A 20656-nucleotide genomic window follows, 5' to 3' on the forward strand; every position below is an offset into this window, starting at 1 on the left:
CTCTAGCGGCCCTTGATGCGCTTGAAGGCGCGTGTCTGTTCGGTCATCGCCACTTCGGTCGGCAGCCGCTCCATGGACGAAGCGCCGTAGAACCCGTGGCAGGTTTCGGTGTTCTTGAGGATGAACTCGGCATCGTCCGGCATGGCGACCGGGCCGCCATGGACCAGGACGATCGCGTCCGAGTTCACCTTCAGTGCCGCCTCGGCCCAGGCGTCCACCAGCGCCGGGCAGTCCTTGAGCGTGATCGCGGTCTCGGCGCCGATCGCCCCGCCCGTGGTCAGGCCCAGATGGCAAACGATGATGTCCGCGCCCGCTTCGGCCATGGCCGCGGCGCTGCCCTCATCGAAGACGTAGGGCGTGGTCAGCATGTCGCGGGCGCGCGCCTTGGCGATCATGTCGACCTCGTGACCGAAACCCATGCCGGTCTCTTCCAGATTGGCGCGGAACGTGCCGTCGATCAGCCCCACGGTGGGGAAGTTCTGCACGCCCGAAAAGCCGATCCGCTTGAGATCGTCCAGGAACACATCCATCAGCCGGAACGGGTCGGTGGCGCACACGCCGGCCAGCACCGGCGTGTTGCGTATCACGGGCAGCACCTCGCCGGCCATCTCCACCACGATGGCGTTGGCGTCGCCATAGGGCATCAGCCCGGCGAGGCTGCCGCGCCCGGCCATGCGGTAGCGGCCCGAATTGTAGATGACGATCAGGTCGATGCCGCCGGCCTCCTCGCATTTGGCCGAAAGGCCGGTGCCGGCGCCGCCGCCGACGATCGGCTCGCCGCGCGCGACCATGGCGCGGAACCTGTCCAGAATGTCCTTGCGGGCGATCATCGGCTGGCGCGCCTCCTGCGGATCGGCGCCCCGCCATGCAGCGACCGGAAGGCGGCGATGATGGCGGCGGCGAATTCGGGGTCGTTGATGTGCTGCGGCACGCGGATCAGCTGGCGCGTGGTGGTCTGGCGCACGGTCGCCTCGAGGGCCTCGAACAGGGCGGCGTCCGCGGCCTTGTCGTGGAAGGGCTGGCCCGGCGCGTCGAGTGCCGAGACCCCGCCCTCGGGCAGGAAGAAGCGCACCTGGCCTTCCATCTCGTTCAGGCGGTTGCCGATCCAGCGGCCGATCTCGGCGTTCTCCTGCGCCGTGGTTCGCATCAGCGTGATCTGCGGATTGTGCTCGTAGAAGGTGCGGCCGGCGAACGTCTCGGGCACCGTGTCGGGGGCGGCGAAGTTGACCATGTCGAGCGCGCCGACCGAGCCGATATAGGGCATGCGCGTGCGGATGATGGCGCCGAAGCGGTCCTCGGTCGCCGGAAAGACGCCGCCGACCAGCATGTCGCAGATCTCGGTGGTGGTCAGGTCGATGACACCGATCACCTTGCCCGAATCGACGAGCTTTTCCATCGACTGGCCGCCGATCCCGGTGGCGTGGAAGACAAGACAATCATAGTCGTTCTGCAATTGCGCGGTGATCTGTTGCACCGCGGGCGTGGTCACGCCGAACATGGTCAGCCCGACCGCCGGCTTGCCCTGGCGCCTTGGCGGAGCGTCGCGGCGCGCGGTGACCATGCCGATCATGGCGTTTGCGGCGTTGCCGAGCACTTCCTCGGTGATGGCGTTCAGCCCTTGGACGTCGGCGACCGAATGCATCATCATGATGTCGGCCGGCCCGACATATTTGGACACTTCGCCCGAGGCGACGGTGGAAACGATCAGCTTGGGCACGCCGACCGGCAGGGCGCGCATGGCCGGCGCGACGATCGCCGTGCCGCCCGAGCCGCCGGCCGAAACGATGCCGGCAATGCCCTGCTGGCGGGCGATCCAGCGCGCAAAGGCCAGCGTCATGCCGGCGACCGACTGGCCACGGTCGCCGGTGAACACGCCCGCCGCGCCGCGCGGGTGGAAGGCCGCGACCTGGTGGGCGGGCACCTCGGCGCCCGAGTGCCCGCCCGTGGTCGAAAGGTCGACCATGCGCACCGGCAGGCCGGCGGCGCGGATGACGTCGCGCATATGGCGCAGTTCGGCGCCCTTGGTGTCGAGCGTGCCGGCGACCAGCACCACGTTCTCGCCCGGCCGGGCCAGCGGGCGGATCTCGATCTGGGCACCGCTCGCCGTTGCCGGGCGGGCCGCGACGGTCGAAACCCGTGCCATGCGTTCGAGCTGGGCGACCGGCAGCGGCCTCGACCAGCGCGTCGGCGTCGACGGATTGGAGATATAGGTCTTTGCGGCCTGCGACGCGGCGCCCGCGTCGGGCGCGGTCCGCTCGCCCTGGTCCTCGGCGTGCCGGGCGGCGTCGTCGGGCGTTTCGTCATGGGCGTGACGGCCCACGCCCAGAAGGCGCTGCTGCAGATCGCGGTCGCCGGCCAGTTCGGCGGCCGGCACGCGGCGATTGATGCGCCCATTGACCATCACGGCGACGTTCTCGGCCACCGCGCATGCAACGCCGATGTTCTGCTCGATGACGAGGACTTCCACATCGCCCTCTTCGGCAAGGCGCAGCAGCATCTCCTCGATCTGGTCGACGATGACCGGCGCCAGCCCCTCGGTCGGCTCGTCCATCACCAGAAGACGCGGATTGGCGAGCAGGGCGCGCGAGATCGCCAGCATCTGCTGCTCGCCGCCCGAAAGCTGCCCGCCGCCATTGCTCTTGCGTTCGGCAAGACGCGGAAATGTCGAATAGACGCGCTCGACCGTCCAGGCGCCGCCCCTGGCCTCGGTCATCTTCAGGTGCTCGTCGACCGTCAGCGACGGCCACAGCCGCCGCCCCTGCGGCACGTAGCCGATCCCCATCCGGGCGATCTCGGTCGGCGGGCGGCCGACCAGCGGCTGGCCGGCGAAGGTGATCGAGCCGCTCGACACCGGCACCAGGCCCATGATCGCCTTGCACAGCGTGGTCTTGCCCATGCCATTGCGCCCGACCACGGACAGAACCCCGCCGTCGAGCCGCAGATCGACGCCCTGCAGCGCGTGGGAGGCGCCGTAGAAGACGTTCAACCCGCTGATCTCGAGCGCGGGGGCCTGGCCGCGACGCTCACTCATCGCCGCCTCCCAGATAGAGCGCCTGCACTTCCGGATCGTTCTCGATCTCCTCGGGCGTGCCCTCCTTGAAGACGCGGCCATTGTGCATCATCGTCACGCTTTCGGCGACGCGCAGCGCGACATCCATGTCGTGCTCGATGATGATGTAGCCGATATGGCCGGGCATGTCGGTCAGGATGCGGATCAGCTCGACGCGCTCGGTCGGCGAAAGGCCGGCGGCGGGCTCGTCGAACAGGATCAGGCGCGGCGCGCCGGCGAGCGCCAACGCGATCTCGAGCTGGCGCTGCTGGCCATAGCTGAGTTCGGAGACCGGCGTCGTCGTCACCTCGGTCAGGTTGACCGCCGCGATCAGTTCCTTGGCGCGTTGAACCAGCGCGTCGCCCCGGCGCGGGCGCAGCATCGAATAGCGCCCGCGCGAAACGCCCCGGCAGGCCAGATAGACGTTGTCGGCGACCGTCAGCCCGCCGAACAGCAGGCTGATCTGATAGGTCCGGCGCAGGCCCCTGCGCACCCGCTCATAGGCGGGAAAGCGCGTGACGTCCTCGCCGAACAGGCGGATGGTGCCGCTGGTCGGCAGGAAGTCGCCGGTCACGCAGTTGAACAGCGTCGTCTTTCCGGCCCCGTTCGAGCCCAGCACCGCGCGCCGCTCGCCCGAGCGCACGGTCATCGTGACATCGGATATGGCGGCGAGCGCGCCGAACAGTTTCGTCACCCCGCGCAGCTCGAGCGCGCTGTCGGTGGAGACCGAACCCAGCCGTTCGGGCGCCGATGCCATGGCGGGCGCGCTCATTGCCCGCCCTTCCCGGTCAGCGGATCGCCGGCCCGCGCCCGGCCGGCGCGCCAGCGGTCCCACATGCCCAGAACGCCGTCCGGCGACCAGAAGACCAGCGCCAGAAAGCCCAGCCCGACAAGCAGCTTGAAGCGCTCGCCCTCGAACCCGATGGCGGTCAGCACGTCCGGAGAGAAGGTGCGCAAGAGGACGTAGATCAGCGCGCCGATGAACGGGCCGATGGGCCGGCCGATGCCGCCGATCACGGCGATGACCAAGATGTCGATGACGGCCGGGATGCCCGCCGTGCCCGGAGCGATCTGCGCGTTCTGCCAGACCAGCAGGATGCCGCCCAGCGCGGCGATCACCGAGGCGAAGGTATAGGCGGCGATGCGATGCGCGGTGACGTTGTAGCCCAGCGCGGCCATGCGGCGCGGATTGTCGCGAATGCCCTGCAGCACCAGACCGAACGGGGCGCGCGAGACGTAGATCACGGCGAGATAGCACACAAGCGCCATCGCGCCCGTCAGGTAGTAGAACGGCACGGGCTGGCGCCAGTCGACGCCGAAGAGCTGTGGCGGCACGACCAGGTTGAAGCCCGAATAGCCGTTGAAGATCGCATAGTTCTGCCGGGTGAAGTAGAAGAAGGCCGAGGCGATCGCGAGCGTGATCATGATCGTGTAGATGCCCTCGGTGCGCACGGCGAGCGCGCCCACGATCGTGCCGAAAATGGCGGCGATGACGATGGCGACGGGAATGTAGACCCACCAGGGCAGGCCCATCGACAGTTCGGCCATGCCCGACGTGCCGAAGATCGCCACCATGTAGCCGGCGAGCGCGGCCACCGACATCTGGATCAGGCTGACCATGCCGCCATAACCGGCCAGGAACATCAGCGACAGCGCGATCATGCCCAGGATGAACGTCCAGCCCATCACCTGGAAGAGCACGAAATCGTTGGCGAAGGCCGGCAACACCACAAGCAGGGCGAGCAGCGCCCACCAGGCGGCGGGTATGCGCTCCCACCACGCCCGGTCGGCGCCGGCGCCGGCGGTCTGGGGCTCGGTGGTGTCGAAGACCGCCATCGTCTACCTCGCCCGGCCCAGAAGGCCCTGGGGGCGGAAGGCCAGCACCGCGGCCATGATCAGGAAGGTGAAGACGACCGAATAGGTCGGCGCGTAGACAAGGCCCAGTTGCTCGGAAAGGCCGATCACCAGCGCGCCGATCGCCGCGCCGGGGATCGAGCCCATGCCGCCGACGATGACGACGACCAGCGAGGCGAGCAGGAACCGCGTGTCCTCGCCCGGGCTGAGCGACTGGAAGGTGCCGCCGACGATGCCGGCGATACCGGCCAGCCCGGCGCCGAAGGCGAAGACGGCCAGGAACACGTACTGGATGCGCACGCCCGAGGCGGCCAGCATCTCGCGGTCGTCGACGCCGGCGCGGATCAGCATGCCCACCCGTGTCCGGTTGAGCAGCAGCCACATGCCCACACCGATGACGATCGCGGCAACGAGGATCGCCATGCGCACCGCCGGATAGCGCAGATAGACGATCTCGCCGCCTTCGCGGACAGACGAGATGATCGGCAGCGTGGTCGGCCCCGAAAGCCAGTCGGGCGCGAAAATGGTGTAGCTCTGCCCGCCCCACCACCACAGCATCAGATCGGCGAGGACCACCGAAAGGCCGATCGTGACCATGGTCTGGCGCAGCTCCTCGCCCTCCATGCGGCGGAAGACGAAATGCTGCAGCAGCAGGCCCAGAAGGCCGACGACGATGAACACCACCGGAAAGGCCAGCAGCCACGAGCCGGTGGCCTCGGAGATCTCGAAGCCCAGATAGCCGCCGAACAGATAGAGCGAGCCATGGGCGAGATTGACGTTGCGCATCAGCCCGAAGATGAGGGTGAAGCCGGAGGCGACCAGGAAATACAGCGCGCCCAGCGTGATCCCGCCGAACAGCGCGTTGAGAAACACGCGCTTGCGGCCCAGCATCTGCTCCAGACCGGGCGGCCAGGGCGCAAAGACGAGCCACAGCAGCAGCGCGGCCAGCACCGCGATGACCAGCGACCAGAACGGATGTCGTCCGACAAAGCCCGGCATTGGCGCGCTCAACTCCTCCCGCCGAAGACTAGCGTGCGCTCGCGGCAAGCGGCATACCCGACAGTCTGTTCATTGCGCGCAAGGTCGGGAAAACTCGGCCGGCCGGCGCGGCCCGGCGATCGCGCTTGGCGCGGCGGCGGCCGCAGCGCGCGCCTACTGGAGTTCGACCGACTGCACGCAGCGCCGATAGGCCGATGGCGGCACCACGCCGTTGGAGATGAAAAAGCGCGAGAAGCTGGCCTGGCTGGAAAAGCCCAGATCGTACCCGATATCGGCGACGGCCGACTGCGTGCCGGCCAGCCGGTCGATCGCCTGCTCCATGCGCAGCGCGTTGAGGAACAGATTGGGTGTCAGTCCGACCTGCTCGCGAAACAGCTTGTAGAAATGGGGGCGCGACAGGCCGACCTCGCGGGCGACGGCGTTCAGTTCGAAGTCCTCGCCGATACTGTTCTGCAGAAAGCGCACGGCCTTGCGTATCCGGTAGTCGCGTCCGGCGCGGTTCGGTCCGGTGAAGGCCGAGCCACGCTCGGTCCACTGCCAGGATTGGTCGAAGGCGGCCTGGGTGAGCGCGCACAGGCGGTCCTCGAGCAGCGGGTCGTCCATATCCGGATCGAGCATGACATGCGCCGTCTCGGTGACCAGTCGCATCAGATGATCGGTGACCTCTATGCCGACACGCCCGAAGCGCATGGATGCCGACGCCTGGCGGGCGGCTTCGACGAACCAGCCCGGCCGGATATAAAGCACCAGCGCCAGGGTCGGCACGTCGGTGGTGATCGGCGCGTAGAAGTGCCCCTGCCAGGGGCTGACGGCAACGCCCTGACCCGCCGAGATGGGCCAGGGCCGGTCATCGACGACCAATTGCCCCGGCGGACCGTCGACGTGGAAGATCAGATGCCCCTCGCGGTGCCCGTGCGGCGCCATGCGCCGATCCATCGAATAAAGGCACACGCGACCGAAGGCACCGTGAAACACGGCGATCGCAGTACTCATTCTCCTCCCCCCGGCATCGTGTGATGCCCTGGACGCGACACAATAGCGCAGCGTGGCGATCTGGCAATGGGCACGCCCGGCCCGTGTCGGTCGGCCATCAGAATGCTTCCTCGAGAAGGACCAGATAGTCATGCGGCGTGGCGTGCCGGGGGTTGGTCTGATTGGCCGGGTCGGCGGCGGCCTTGCGGGCGACGCTCGACAGGCGCCGGGTGCCGGTGCGCAGTGCCCCGATGCGATCGGGCAGGCCAAGGCGCGCCCCAAGCCGGGCCAGTTCCACCGTCACGTCGGCGTCGGGCGGCAAAACCATCGCTTCGGCGATGCGCCGGTACCGGTCGCCGACGGCCGGCGCGTTGAATGTCAGCACCGGCCGCATCAGGGCGGCATTGAGCGTGCCGTGGCGGCGTGCCAGGCCCCATTCGGCTTCCGCCGCGCGGGCGAGCGCGGCGACCCCGCCAAGCCCCTTTTGCGCGGCAAGGCCGGCATTGAGCGCCACGGCGAGCAGTTCGCGCTGCGCTTCAAGGTCGCCACGGTCGGCAACGGCGCGCTCGAGATGCAGCGTCGCCCGGCGAATGCCCTCAAGGGCGATGCCGTCGGCGGGCGGGTTGTAGGCGGTCGACAGGAAAGCCTCGATGCAATGGGTCAGCGCGTCGAAGCCGTGCGCCGCGGTGCGCTCCGGGCCGATCGCCATCGACAGCGTCGGATCGCAAAGGATGGCCGCGGGCACGGCGGCGCCGATCGCCTTGCCCGGCACGGGCGGATGCACCGGCCCCAGACCGACGCCGGCGACGGTTGCCGGCACGGCGATCAGCGGCAGCCCGGCGGCGCCGGCACCGGGCATGGCCGCAAGCATGCGGGCGAAGGTGAGCGCGGCCGTCCCGCCAAGGGCGACAATGACGTCGCAGCCGCCGTCTTGGTATGCCGCAAGGGCGGACTGCAGGAGCGCGCGATCGGGCTCGGCGGCAATCGTCGGCAGAAGCTGGGCGCGCGTGCCGGGCGGCAGGGCGTCCTCGAGGCGGGCGAACCCCTCGCCGCACAGTCCGTCCTCATCGGCAAGCAGCAGCGGACGCCTGGCCGAAAGCCGTCGCATCGCCTCGGGCAGAGCATCCTCGAGCACGCGCTCGGCGAAATGAATGCGCGTCAGATAGGTGATCAGCGACATCCGCGCCTCCCCCGACAGGTGGCGGGCGCAGCGCGGTATCGATCCCGTGCAGCGCACCGTCAGTTGCCGTCCAAGCGGATGCAGGCCCGGGTTCGCGACCCGGGCCTGCGCGGTGTCAGGGCGTCACCCGGCCGAGGCGGCCAGCGCCTCGCAGTCGGGCGTATCGCGCGAGGGCAGTCCCATGGCGCGGAACTCCTCGGGCGTCATGCCGAGCGTCTGGTTGACGCCTTCCTTCTTGCCGACCATGACGTTGACGAGATTGCCGTCCGGGCCTTCCTGCACCTCGTTGATGTAGACGGTGCCCGAGGCCTGCCGATTCTCGTTCAGTTCGACGGTGCCCAGCGGGGTTTCCAGCGACAGGTTGGCAAGCGCCTCCTGGAAGGCCTGCTGGCCGTTGCCGAGATCGCCGTCGACCTGGTTCAGCGCCTCGATGGCGGCGAGCGTTGCGATGTAGTAGCCGACGCCGAACAGCGAGGGCGTGGGGAAACGCTCGTCCTCGGGGAAGGCGTCCTGATAGGCCTGCACATAGTCCTGCCAGGCCGGATCGGGGTTGTCCTCGGCGAGCGCGCCGGAGGTCGGCGTGCCGATCAGTGCCTGCTTGGCCCGACCGCGCGAGGTCAGCACCGTCTGGTCGGCCATGATGGTGCCGCCGATCAGGTTCGTGTCGGCGCCGGCCTGGCGGTACTGGTTGAGGAAGTTGATCGCATCGGTGCCGCCCACACCCAGATAGATGGCGTCGATGTCATCGGGCATGGCCGCGATCACGCCGCCGAAGTCCGACGAGCCGAGCGGCACCCAGAAGCGCTCGACGATCTCGCCGCCGGCGCGGCAGAAGTCGACCGCAAAGCCGAGGAAGTTGGTGTAGCCGAACGAGTAGTCCGCCGCGACGGTCGCGACGCGGTCCCAGCCCTTTTCCTCGACCACATAGGTGCCAAGCCCGGCGCCCCATTGCGCGCCGTCGAGATTGAAGCGGAAGAAGTTGTCGGCCGGATCGACCCAGGTCGTCTCGAGCGCGCCGGAAATGCCGTTGATGACGGTCTTGTCGGGGATCGTCTTGGCATAGTCGCGCATGGCGATGCCTTCCGATCCTGAAAGCGGACCGATGATGATGTCGACGCCGTCCTGCTCGATCAGCTTGCGGGCCTGGCGGACGGCCGTGTCGGGCGTGGTGTCAGAGGGCGCGACGACATATTCGATCGTCTTGCCGCCGGCCATGAAGTCGTGTTGCTGCAGCGCCAGTTCGACGTTGCGCACCGAATCCTTGCCGCCTTCGGCGAACGCCCCTTCAAGCGCGACGAGGACGCCGAGCTTGATGGTGTCGTCTTGCGCCATGGCAGCCGTCGGCAGTGCAACCGCCGCGGCCATGGCCGTGGCGAGAAATGCCTTCCTCATAGGTCTCCTCCCAGTTTGAAGCGCAGGCCGGAGCTTGTCGCGGTCGCCGCCCCGCCGCCTGCGCACACGCAAATGGCGACATGACAGCACACTAGGCCGAAGCGCGCTGGCCGGACGATCACCGACGGTTGGGCGCCATACCCCTGCGTCTGTTTTTTCGCGATCGCACGCAGCGCGCCAAAGCGACGGGTCGCGCCATCTCCTTGCCATCGGGCTGCAGCGCGCGTGCCCCCGGTCCCCGATAATGGGGCGCCGAGGCGATGCCCGCGCGGGCAATGGCGGCGAACCGGCGCGCCGACGCCCGGTGCACATTGCCTGCGTCCGGGATGGGCAAATTCGCTATTGTACTCGAGTACATTGTCGGTTAGTGTACTCGAGAACATCGGCTTCGGGAGGGACATGTCCGCATGATCGCCGTTCCGCCGGGACGCTTCGGGCGGACGCGGCGGCTCGATACCACACCGATCGCGTCACCGCGGCGCGACAGACCAAAACGGGAGGAAACCATGAGAGCATTGAGACCGTATCTGGCCGCCGCATGCGGGGCCGTTATCGCAACCGGAGCCGCACTCGCCCAGGACTATCCGTCCGAGCCCATCGAGATCGTCGTGCCCGCCGCGGCCGGCGGCGGCACCGACGTTCTGGTGCGCACGCTCGAGCCGCATCTCGAAGAGGCGCTGGGCACTTCCGTCGTCGTCATCAACGTGCCCGGCAGCGGCTCGGTCGGCGGCAGCCGCCGCGTCGTCGAGGCCGAGCCGGACGGCTACACCGCGCTCGCCAACCACGTCACGCTGCTGTCGGCGATGGCGCTGGGCAAGGCCGACTTCACCATCGACGACTACGACATCGCCGCGCTTTCGGTCGAGATCCCGCTGGTGGTCGTCGTGCCGGCCAGTTCCGATGTCGAGACGCTCGACCAGCTCATGGACAAGGTGCGCGGTGACGAACCGGTGATCGCCGGGGTCAATCTGGGCGCGGTCAACCATTTCTCCATGCTGATGCTGCAGGCGCGCGCCGACGACGTGGCCTTCCGCTTCGTGCAGACCGGCGGCGGCGCGGCCACCACGGCGGCGCTTCTGGGCGAGCATATCGATGTCGGCGTGCTCGCCGGCTCGGAGGCGTTGCCGGTCGTCGAATCGGGCGATGTGCGCGTGATCGCCGCGCTGGGCGGCGACCGTATCCCCTATTTTCCGGACGTGCCGACCGCGACCGAGCAGGGCTACCCCACGAACATGGGCGTTGAGTATATGTGGCTGATGCCGGACGGCACGCCCGCCGACCGGGTCGAGGCGTTCGGCGCGGCCATCAGGGCGGCCATCGAGAACGAGGAGGTCGCCGCCACGCTGACCGAGCGCGGCATGATCCCGAGCTTTGCCACCGGCGAGCAGGCCGGCCCGGAGGTCGCCGAACTCTACCGGACCATCGAAGGCATCGCTGCAACGCTTGAATGAGCGATGCGGGGCGCGCCGCAACGGCGCGTCCCGTCCCGGCAGTGCGCCTCGCCCGCCTTGGGCGCCGCAACCGTTAGCGTAGCTGTTCGCCTCCGCCATCGGCCGTGCCATGATGGACATCGCGTGATGGCCATGGCCGCCATGGCAGCCCATCCTCTACAGACCCGAACCCGGCGAGACGATTTTGGACCTGATCACCCCGCTCCTTTCGGCGCTGACGCCGGCCATGCTGTTCTTCGTGCTGGTCGGCGTCGTGCTCGGCATCACGGTGGGCGCCATTCCGGGCCTGACCGGTTCGATGCTGATCGCGCTCTCCCTGCCGTTCACCTTCGGCATGGAGCCGGTCCACGCCATGGCGATGCTGATCGCCATGTATGTCGGCGGCGTCTCCGGCTCGCTGATCACCGCCGTGCTGATGCGCATGCCGGGCACCGCCGCCGCCGTCATGACCACATTCGACGGCTATCCCATGACCCAGCAGGGCAAGGCGGGGCGCGCCATCGGGCTTGCCATCGCGGCCAGCTTCGTGGGCGGCATCGTCTCCTGGGTCTTCCTGGTGCTGCTCGCCCGGCCGCTGTCGATCCTCGCCGTCCGCTTCAGCCAGTTCGACTTCTTCGCGATGATCGTCATGGCGCTGGTGCTGCTGGTCATCCTGAGCAAGGGCAACATGATCAAGGGGCTGATCGCCGGTCTGCTCGGCATGCTGATCTCGCTGCCCGGCATCGATCCGATCGGCGGCAATTACCGCTTCACCTTCGGCTTCGACGCGCTGCGCGACGGCTTTCAGCTGCTGCCGGTGCTGGTCGGCCTGTTCGCCGGCAATCAGGTTCTCGCCGAGATCGTCCGGCCGAGCGGGACCCGCGCCAGCGAGGGCATCAGCCAGAAGCTGACCGGCATGTACATGACGCTCGCCGACATGCGCATGCACGCCACCAATCTGGTCCGCTCCTCGGTGATCGGCACCTGGATCGGCATCCTGCCGGGCGTGGGCGCCAATATCGGCTCGGCCTTCGCCTATTCGGTGGCCAAGGCCTCCTCCCGGGCGCCCGAGCGCTTCGGCCACGGCTCGGAAGAAGGCGTGGTCGCCTCCGAGAGCGCCAACAACGCCACGGTCGGCGGCGCGCTCGTACCGCTGATCTCGCTGGGCATTCCGGGCTCGGTGATCGACGCGATCCTGATCGGCGGGCTGATCATCCACGGCCTGCAGCCCGGCCCCGGTCTTTACCGCTCCAACCCCGAATTCGTGGAGACCATCCTCGCCTCGGTCCTGGTCGCCAACGTCATCATGCTCGGCGTGATGTATCTGGCCACCGGCTGGATCGCGCGGATCGCCTCGATCCCCACCAAGATGCTGCTGCCCGGCGTGCTCGTGCTGTGCGTGATCGGCTCCTACGCGCTCGCCAACAGCTGGTACAATGTCTTCGTCATGCTGGCCTTTTCGGCGGTCGGCTTCTTCATGGAGCGGCGCAACTATCCGCTTGCACCCATGGTGATCGGGCTGGTGCTGGCGCCGATCGCGGAGACCTCGTTCCGCAAGGCGACCATGTATACCGGCGGCGACGTGCTGCCGCTGGTCTTCACGCCGATCCCGCTGATCTGCATGGCGCTGACCGCCATCATGGCCTATCTCATGTTCCGGGTGAACAAGAATGCCTGAGCAACCCTCTCCGACACGTCCCACCGCGCTCAAGCTGCTCGGCGAACTGCATGTCGAGATCGGCATTGTCGTGTTCTGCGCGGCGATCATCTCGGAGACCGGCAAGACCAAGGGACCGGTCTTCGACACGGTCGGCCCCGACCTGCTGCCGACCGCCGTCGCCACCATCGTCGCCGCGCTGACCGCGCTGCAGATCGTCGTCCATGTCGCAAGGCGGCGCTGGGAGCCCGACAGCGGACCGGGCGTCGACACGGTGGGGCTGCGCAACGGTGCGATCTTCGCGCTGGCGACCCTTGGCTATGTCGCCGCGCTGGCGAGCCGGCAGATCCCCTTCTTCGTGGCGACATGCGCCTTCATGGCGGTGGCCACCGCGCTCCTGTCGCAGCACAACCGCTGGCGCGATGCGGCGCTGGGCGCGGCGATCGGGCTTGGCCTGGGGCTGTTCCTGCAGTTCATCTTCACGCAGGTCCTGATCATCGACCTGCCCGGATGAGGACCGGTCGCGGCTGTGTGGACACGATGGCAAGGGCCGATATAAGCGATCGCGGATGCGGCAAGCTTGAAGAGGCGAGGATTTGGGCGAGCAACGGCTGAAAAGACCCCGCATGGCCGATGTGGCGCGCGAAGCCAGGGTCAACCGGATCACCGTCTCGCGCGCCCTGTCGCACCCCGAACTGGTCGCCGAGGACACGCTCGAGCGCATCCGCGCCGCCATCGCCAGGACCGGCTACGTACCCAACCAGATCGCGCGCGGGCTGAAGGCCGAGCACAGCCGCATCGTCTCGCTGATCACGCCGCCGCAGATGTCGGGCGTCTATGGCGCCGTGCTCGAACGGCTGTCGGCGGCGCTCTATGAGAGCGGGCTGATCGTCAACCTGTTTCCGGTGCTCGACATCGAGGCGCAGCGCGAGGCGGTTCTGCCCGAACTGATCGGCTGGAAGCCGGCGGCGATCGTCATCTTCGGCATCCAGCTCACCGAGACGGCCCGGCAATCGCTGCTCGACCGGCACACGCCGGTTGTCGAACTGCTCAACTATCGCGCTGACAGCCCGGACACCTGCGTGGGCTACGATCAGGCCGAGGCGACCGAGATCCTCACCGATCACCTTCTGGACCGCGGCTATCGCCGGATCGGCTATGTGCACTCGGCCAATCCTTTGAACATCATGAACGAGCGCCGCCTGAGCGGGTTCGAAAAGGCGATCACGGCGCGCAAGGGCACGGTGCGGATGCTCGGCGGGACGAGGCCCGCCGCGCCGGCCGCCGACACCTGGATCGCCGGCACCGAGATCAAGTGCTTTCCCGGCTTTCAGGCCGGCTACGAACTCATGCAGCACCTTCACGAGCACGACCGGATGCCCGACGCCCTGCTCTATGCCAGCGACATGGTCGCGGTCGGCGCGCTGCAATACTGCCTGTCGCATGGCCTGACGCCGGCGCGCGACATCGGTCTGTGCGCGGTCGACGGCACCGAACTGACCTCGGTGATCAAGCCCGGCCTGACCAGCCTCGACTTTCCCTATGAGCGCGTGGTCGAATACGGGGCCGAGCAGATCCTTCGCCATGTCAATGACCGCACGGCGGCGCCCGAGCGCATTCGGATCCCGGCGAAGGTGCTCCACCGCCAGACGACCTAAATGCCCGATATCAATATGTTTTCTGACGTTCATGGCCCGGTTTACACAGTAAATGTTCTCGAGTACATCTGACCGCGGCACCCCGCACGCTGCCCCTTGAGGCCGTTCATGGCCCACCGACCCGAAAGGCGATCCATGTCCGACAAGCCCAACCTGCTGTTCATCTTCTCCGATCAGCACAGCGCGGAAGTCGCCGGCTGCTATGGCGACCCGATCGCCGCAACCCCCAATCTGGACCGGCTGGCGAGCGCGGGCGTCACCTTCGACAACGCCTACTGCCCCTCGCCGATCTGCACGCCCTCGCGCATGGCGATGATGACCGCCCGTCACCCGCACCGAAACCGTGTGTGGGGCAACGAGGACATCCTGCATTCGGGCATTCCGACGATGGCGCATTCGCTCGGCGCGGCCGGCTGTCATCCGACGCTGATCGGCCGGCTGCACTCGGTCGGCCCCGACCAGCTCCTGGGCTACGCCCGGCGCGAGATCGGCGATCACCATCCCAACTGGCTGGGGGTGCCGCGCATCGACATGGGGCCGCTGCAGGGCACCGCGTCGCCCGACCGGCGCAGCCTGCGCCAGTCCGGGATCGGGCTGAGCGCCTATGACGTCAAGGACGAACAGGTCGCCGACAGGGCGGTCGCAACGCTGGAGGACTATGCCGACAGGCTCCGGTCGGGCACGATGGAGCGCTTTGCCATGACCGTCGGGCTGATGCTGCCGCACGCGCCCTTCGTTGCGCGCAAGGCCGATTACGAGCGCTTTGCCGGCAAGGTGGGGCTTGCGGCCAGGCGCGCACCGGCCCCCGAAGACGACCATCCCTGGATCGCCCGCTGGCGCGCCCATCGCGACATCGTCGATGTCACCGAGCAGGAGGAGTTGCGCGCGCGCACCGCCTATTACGGCCTGGTTCACGCCATGGACCGGATGATCGGGCGCATCCTCGACCGGCTCGACGCGCTCGGCCTGGCCGACAACACGCTCGTCGTCTACGCCTCCGACCATGGCGAGCAGATCGGCGAGCACGGCCTGTGGTGGAAGCACACCTTCTACGAGGCATCCGCCCGCGTGCCGGTCATCATGCGCTGGCCGGATCGCCTGCCCGCCGGCGAGCGGCGCACGCAGGTCGTCAACCTCATCGACCTGACCGCGACCATGCTCGAGGCCATGGGCGCGCCGCCGCTGCCCAATGCCGACGGCGTGAGCTTCCTTGGCGTCGCGCGCGATGCCGCCGCGCCCTGGGCGAACCGGACGTTCAGCGAATACTGCTACGGGTCCGAATTCGACTGGGGCATTCCCGGCACCGGGCAGATCCGCATGATCCGCACCGAGCGCTACAAGCTGGTTTACTATCACGGCTACCGGCCGCAGCTTTTCGACCTCACGGCCGACCCCGACGAAACGCGCGATCTCGCAGCCGACCCGGCCCATGCTGCCATTCGCCAACAGCTGACCCGTCAGGTGCTCGAGGGCTGGGACCCCGATGCGATCGAGCGCCATATCGAAGCGTCGATCCCCGACAAGCGGATCCTGGCGCGCTGGGCCGAGACCGTGCGGCCCGAAAGCCGGTTCATGTGGGAGATGAAGCCCGAGCACAACCGTCTCGACGACCAGCAGACCGCCCACGCCTCGGCGCCGGCGGCCGCCGCAAGCCGATGACGGCCAGAGCCCCCCTCCAGCGCGCCGGTGTCCCGTGACGCAACGCCCCAATATCCTGCTTCTTTATTCCGACCAGCACGCCGCGCTGGCCGGCTGCTATGGCGACCCGGTCGTGCGCACGCCCAATCTCGATGCGCTGGCCGCGCGCGGCGTCACCTTCGACAATTGCTACTGCCCCTCGCCGATCTGCCTGCCCTCGCGCATGTCATTCCTGACCGGCCAGGAACCGCACCGCCTGCAATGTTGGGTCAATCAGGACATCATGCATTCGGGCGTGCCGACATTTGCGCATGCGCTGGGCGCGGCCGGCTACGAGACGCGGCTGGTCGGCCGCATGCATTCGCTCGGCCCCGACCAGACCCGCGGTTATGCCACGCGCATGATCGGCGATCACAGCCCGAACTGGCCCGGCGGACCGGCGCACGATCTCGGCCCGCTCGACAAGGCCAACGATCCATGGCGCGAAAGCCTGACGGCGTCCGGGCCGGGGCGCTCGGCCTATGAGAGCTATGACCGCGCGGTCACCGACGCCGCCATCGGCTCGCTCGACGAACTGGGCCGGCGCAAGGCGGCGGGGGACGACACGCCCTTTGCCCTGACGGTCGGCTGGATCCTGCCGCACGCGCCCTATGTGTGCGATCCCGCCCTGTACGAGAGCTATCGCGGCATGGTGCCCCCGCCCGCGCTCGGCCCGCCTGGCAGGGAGCATCCGCACCATCGCTGGTGGCGGCACGATCGCGGCATTGCCGACGCGGCGCCCGAGGACGTCGAGCGCGCCCGCACCGCCTATTACGGGCTGGTGACGGCGATGGACGCGATGATCGGCGAGGTTCTCGCGGCGCTGTCGCGCGCCGGCCTCGGCGAGAACACGCTGGTGATCTACACCTCCGATCACGGCGAACATCTGGGCAATCGCGGCCTGTGGTGGAAGTCGACGCTTTTCGACGAGGCCGCGCGCGTGCCGCTGATCATGGCCTGGCCGGGCACCATCGAACCCGGTCGACGCCGCCGCACCGTCGTCAGCCAGATCGATCTGACCGCGACCATGCTCGACTGCGCCGGCGCGCCGGCCTTGCCGAACGCGCAGGGCCGGAGCTTTGCGCCGATGCTCGCCGACCCCTCGGCGCCCTGGGTCGACGCGGCCCTGTGCGAATACGTCAATGACGGCATTGCGGCATGGACCGGCGGCAAACGGGTCATCCAGCGAATGATCCGCACGGGCCGTTTCAAGTATGTCTACCATCACGGCGAGCCGGAGCAATTGTTCAACATGCGCGCCGATCCGGCCGAAACCGAGGATCTTGCCGGCGATCCCGGTCACGCGGCCGTCTGCGCGGCGCTGCGCGCCCGGGTTCTGAGCGACTGGGATCCCGATGCCATCGCCGGCGTGCTCGAAACCCGCGCGGCGGAGCAGGACCTGCTCAGGCAATGGACGCGGGCGGTCGCGCCCGCCGAGATCGTGCGCTGGCAAATGGCGGCAAGTGACAGCTGGCTGACCGATCCGAACGAAGGGCCGGCCTGAACCGGCCCTGGCGCGCTGGCGGGCCGATCGGGCCGCCGGCGATCGCCGGCCGCTCGCGCCAGCGAATTCTATATAGAAAAACTGTTTGCACTTATAAAAACGATATGAGACTATCGCTCCCGGAACACCGGGGAGGACGAGATGGTCGCCGACACGAGCGCGTTGCGTGGGGTTGCATGGGATCACAGGCGCTGCTGGGGCCCGCTCGATGCGAGCGTGCCGATCTATGCCGAAACCCACGGCCGCCAGGTGGTCTGGGAGCGGCGCTCGCTCTACAGCTTCGGCGAAGGCAATCTTGACGAATATGCGGCGCGCTACGACCTGGTCATCTTCGACCACCCCTTCGTCGGCGAGGCGGCGCAGCGCGGCTATCTGCTCGATCTGACCGATTTCGTGACCGCGGCCGACCGGGAGCGCTTTGCCGCCGATTCGGTCGGCGCGTCCTGGCAGTCCTACTGGGCCGATGACCGGCTGTGGGCGCTGCCCATCGATGCCGCCGGGCAGACGGCGGCGTGGCGCGCCGATCTGATGGATCGTCACGGATTCGACGTGCCGGCAACGATCGAGGGCGTGATCGCGCTTGGCGAGGCAGCGCGCGCCAGAGGCTGCTGGATGGCCTTCCCGGGAAAGCCGACCGACCTTTTCTGCTGCTTCCTGTCGCTTGCCGCGAGCACCGGCGAAACGCCGGGCGAACGGGCCGACCGCTTGGTTTCCGAGGAGACGGCGGGCCAGGTGATGGAGCTGTTGCGGCGGCTGATCGCCCAGGCCCATCCCGAGGCGCGGCACTGGAACCCGATCCAGTGCTTCGACCACATGGTCGCCAATGACGACATCGTCTATGTTCCCTATGCGTTCAACTACATCAACTACGCCACCCACCCGGCGCGCCCGCTGACCTTCGGCGGCCCTCCCAAGGTGTTTGCCGACAGGCCGGCGCGCGCGCTGCTCGGCGGGGCCGGCATCGGCATCAGCGCCGAAACCGCCGACCCCGAAGCCGCCTATGCCTATGCGGCGTGGCTGTGCGGGCAGGACTTCCAGACGGGCGAATATGTGCGCGCGGGCGGGCAGCCGGCCAGCCGGGCGGCCTGGCAGAGCGCGCAATGCAACGCGCTGACCGGCAATTTCCTGGCGAACACGCTCGCGGCGATGGACGATGCCTATCTGCGCCCGACCTTCGACGGCTTCGTGCCGCTGTTCCGCGAGGCGACGCACCGGATCACGGCGGTCATCCACGACGAAGCGCCCGAGGCGGCGTTCCTGTCGTGGCTGAACGACTCCTACGGCGCCCTGCGCGAGGGCACGGCGCGAACGGTTGCGGCACAATGAGGGACACGCGGTCCAAACCGGCCCCGGCGGCCGTACCGACCGAGCGCGGCAAGCGCACCTACAACGTGCCGGCCGCCGAAAAGGCGCTCGACCTGATCGAATACGCGGCCACCATGCCCGAGGGCCTGACCGCCACCGAGCTCGCCGCCGGCGTCGGGCGCAGCGTGCACGAGATCTATCGCGTCATCCAGGTGCTGGAGGCGCGCGGCTATCTGTACCGGCCGCCCGGCAGCGACCGCTACAAGCTCTCGCTCAAGCTGTTCGAACTCGCCCACCGCATTCCGACGACACGGCAACTGGCCGATGCGGCGCTGCCGATCATGCAGGCGCTGGCGCCGGCGACGATGCAGTCGTGCCATCTGGCCGTGCTCAGCGGCGCGGACGTGCTGATCATCATGCAGGCCGACCCGCCCCTGCCGATGCGCTATTCGGTGTCGCTGGGCGCGCGCTTTCCGTTCGAGGAGACCAGTTCGGGGCTTCTGCTCTACGCATTTTCGGACGCAGCGACCCGCGAGGGGCTCGACCGGGCGGTCGCCGCCCGCGAAACGGGCGCCGGACCGGTGGCCACTGTGCGGCGCCAGGCCGAGGAGATCGTCGCGCGCGGCCATGACCTGCGCGCCTCGCTCGCCGTCGACGGCGTCACCAACATCTCCGTGCCGATCTTCGACTATCTGGGCCATGTCGTCGCCGCGCTGACGGTCGCCCACCTCAAGCAGCGGGCGGCGACGGTGCCGCTCGAGACGGTTCTCGAACACACGATCGACGCCGGACGGGCGTTGTCGCGACAGCTCGGCGCAGGCAGCAGGCTGTCGGAAGACGAAAACGATCTGCCCGCAGGCGGGCGATGACGCTCGGCGCATCGCTCGCCAATCGCATCTGTCAGTCACGAAGGAGGAGCAAGATGCACAAATCGATGAAGACATTGCTGATCGCGGCGGCCTCGACCGTCGCCATGGTGGCCACCACGATGGCGCAGGAAACGCCCAAGACGGTCGGCTACATCGTCAACTACGCCACCCATGAATGGTACCAGAACGTGATCGGCGGCATGCAGGACCGCGCCGCCGAACTGGGCATCGAACTGGAGGTCATCGACGCCAATCTCGACATCGCCAAGCAGGTCTCGGCCGCCGAGGACTTCATGGCGCGCAATGTCGACGTGATGATCATCACGCCGGTCAACGAGGAAGGCGCGGTGCCGATCCTGCGCCGGGCCAAGGCGGCCGGCGTGCCGGTGGTGCTCGAAGGCAATCCGGTGGTCGGCATGGATACACTTGTCGCCATCTGCGACTACGACACCGGCTACAACGCCGGCGTGGAAGCGGGCAAATGGGCCAAGGAAAACCTCGAAGGTCCGGTGCGCGTGATGAATGTCGGCCTGCCGCTGCTGTCGGCGACGGTGCTGCGCTCGAACGGGTTCATGGACGGCATCCGCACCGAAATGCCCGACGCCGAACTGGTCCACGACCTCGACGGTGGCGGCAACCCCGACCGCGCCCAGGAAGTGTCCGCCGCCGCGCTTGCCGCCGACAGCGACATCAACGTCATCTACGGGATCAACGATTCCTCGGCGCTGGGCGGTCTTCAGGCCTGGCGCGCGGCCGGCCTGCCCGAGGACAATCTGCTCGTGGTCGGCACGGGCGGCGAGGGCCTGGCCTTCCTCAACGAGATGGCCAAGGACGGCCCGCTGCAACTGGAAGCGGCGATGTTCCCCGAAAAGGTCGGCTTCACCTCGATGGACGCGGCGGTCGCCATGTTCAATGGCGAGGACCTGCCCGAGCACATCGTCAGCCCGACACATACGCTGACGCCGGAGACGGCCCTGGAGTTCTACGATTTCGACGGCGAAAGCCGGCAGATCAACTGGGAGCGCGTCAACGAGCTCGAAGCGCCCGACCAGTGCATGAAATACGCCTCCGATCTTTGATCGAAAGCCGGTTGCGGGCGGGGCCTTGTCG

Annotated in this window: 17 protein-coding genes; 9 read left to right on the forward strand and 8 right to left on the reverse strand. The window is 68.1% G+C overall.

The window, feature by feature from the left end; genetic code table 11:
- Positions 1-2 precede the first annotated feature (2 nt).
- The 8 genes from RBB34_RS09920 to RBB34_RS09955 all read right to left on the reverse strand — a co-directional run bounded on the left by RBB34_RS09920 (position 3) and on the right by RBB34_RS09955 (position 9446).
- Positions 3-830 carry a phosphoenolpyruvate hydrolase family protein gene (locus RBB34_RS09920; RefSeq protein ID WP_306119060.1) on the reverse strand — a complete coding sequence of 276 codons (828 nt, stop codon included), beginning with the start codon at positions 828-830 and terminating at the stop codon, positions 3-5.
- The gene (locus RBB34_RS09925; protein WP_306119061.1) at positions 827-3031 is read right to left on the reverse strand and encodes an ABC transporter permease; all 2205 of its coding nucleotides are present in this window, start codon (positions 3029-3031) and stop codon (positions 827-829) included. Before RBB34_RS09925 ends, RBB34_RS09920 begins: the two co-directional genes overlap by 4 nt.
- Complete coding sequence (locus tag RBB34_RS09930; RefSeq protein ID WP_306119062.1) at positions 3024-3821, reverse strand: ABC transporter ATP-binding protein; 798 nt, start codon at positions 3819-3821, stop codon at positions 3024-3026. The genes RBB34_RS09925 and RBB34_RS09930 overlap by 8 nt, the downstream gene beginning before the upstream one ends.
- Positions 3818-4885, reverse strand: coding sequence for a branched-chain amino acid ABC transporter permease (locus tag RBB34_RS09935; protein WP_306119063.1), 1068 nt, complete (start codon positions 4883-4885; stop codon positions 3818-3820). Before RBB34_RS09935 ends, RBB34_RS09930 begins: the two co-directional genes overlap by 4 nt.
- Before the next feature lie 3 nt (positions 4886-4888).
- Complete coding sequence (locus RBB34_RS09940; protein WP_306119064.1) at positions 4889-5902, reverse strand: branched-chain amino acid ABC transporter permease; 1014 nt, start codon at positions 5900-5902, stop codon at positions 4889-4891.
- A 153-nt stretch (positions 5903-6055) separates the two neighbouring features.
- Positions 6056-6895: an AraC family transcriptional regulator gene (locus tag RBB34_RS09945; protein WP_306119065.1), complete on the reverse strand. Its 840-nt coding sequence runs from the start codon at positions 6893-6895 to the stop codon at positions 6056-6058.
- 97 nt (positions 6896-6992) lie between these two features.
- Positions 6993-8054 (reverse strand): iron-containing alcohol dehydrogenase, encoded by a 1062-nt coding sequence (locus RBB34_RS09950; protein WP_306119066.1) that lies wholly within the window; start codon positions 8052-8054, stop codon positions 6993-6995.
- 123 nt (positions 8055-8177) lie between these two features.
- Entirely contained in the window at positions 8178-9446 is a 1269-nt protein-coding gene (locus RBB34_RS09955) for an ABC transporter substrate-binding protein (RefSeq protein ID WP_306119067.1), read from the reverse strand.
- A gap of 506 nt (positions 9447-9952) precedes the next feature.
- Here RBB34_RS09955 and RBB34_RS09960 point away from each other — a divergent pair.
- The 9 genes from RBB34_RS09960 to RBB34_RS10000 all read left to right on the forward strand — a co-directional run bounded on the left by RBB34_RS09960 (position 9953) and on the right by RBB34_RS10000 (position 20625).
- Positions 9953-10897 carry a tripartite tricarboxylate transporter substrate binding protein gene (locus tag RBB34_RS09960; RefSeq protein ID WP_306119068.1) on the forward strand — a complete coding sequence of 315 codons (945 nt, stop codon included), beginning with the start codon at positions 9953-9955 and terminating at the stop codon, positions 10895-10897.
- Positions 10898-11081: 184 nt separating this feature from the next.
- Positions 11082-12554 (forward strand): tripartite tricarboxylate transporter permease, encoded by a 1473-nt coding sequence (locus RBB34_RS09965; protein WP_306119069.1) that lies wholly within the window; start codon positions 11082-11084, stop codon positions 12552-12554.
- Positions 12547-13047: a tripartite tricarboxylate transporter TctB family protein gene (locus RBB34_RS09970; RefSeq protein WP_306119070.1), complete on the forward strand. Its 501-nt coding sequence runs from the start codon at positions 12547-12549 to the stop codon at positions 13045-13047. The genes RBB34_RS09965 and RBB34_RS09970 overlap by 8 nt, the downstream gene beginning before the upstream one ends.
- Positions 13048-13159: 112 nt before the next feature.
- A complete protein-coding gene (locus tag RBB34_RS09975) occupies positions 13160-14191 on the forward strand; it encodes a LacI family DNA-binding transcriptional regulator (protein WP_306119071.1) in 1032 nt (343 codons plus the stop codon).
- Between the two features lie 135 nt (positions 14192-14326).
- Positions 14327-15850 (forward strand): sulfatase-like hydrolase/transferase, encoded by a 1524-nt coding sequence (locus RBB34_RS09980; protein WP_306119072.1) that lies wholly within the window; start codon positions 14327-14329, stop codon positions 15848-15850.
- A gap of 34 nt (positions 15851-15884) precedes the next feature.
- Positions 15885-17372, forward strand: coding sequence for a sulfatase-like hydrolase/transferase (locus RBB34_RS09985; RefSeq protein ID WP_306119073.1), 1488 nt, complete (start codon positions 15885-15887; stop codon positions 17370-17372).
- Positions 17373-17513: 141 nt separating this feature from the next.
- Entirely contained in the window at positions 17514-18698 is a 1185-nt protein-coding gene (locus RBB34_RS09990) for an extracellular solute-binding protein (protein WP_306119074.1), read from the forward strand.
- Positions 18695-19546 (forward strand): IclR family transcriptional regulator, encoded by an 852-nt coding sequence (locus RBB34_RS09995; RefSeq protein WP_306119075.1) that lies wholly within the window; start codon positions 18695-18697, stop codon positions 19544-19546. Before RBB34_RS09990 ends, RBB34_RS09995 begins: the two co-directional genes overlap by 4 nt.
- A 53-nt stretch (positions 19547-19599) precedes the next feature.
- Entirely contained in the window at positions 19600-20625 is a 1026-nt protein-coding gene (locus tag RBB34_RS10000; RefSeq protein WP_306119076.1) for a sugar ABC transporter substrate-binding protein, read from the forward strand.
- Positions 20626-20656 lie beyond the last annotated feature (31 nt).

The organism is Roseitalea sp. MMSF_3546 (genome assembly GCF_030732865.1).
Classification (GTDB): Bacteria; Pseudomonadota; Alphaproteobacteria; order Rhizobiales; family Rhizobiaceae; genus Roseitalea.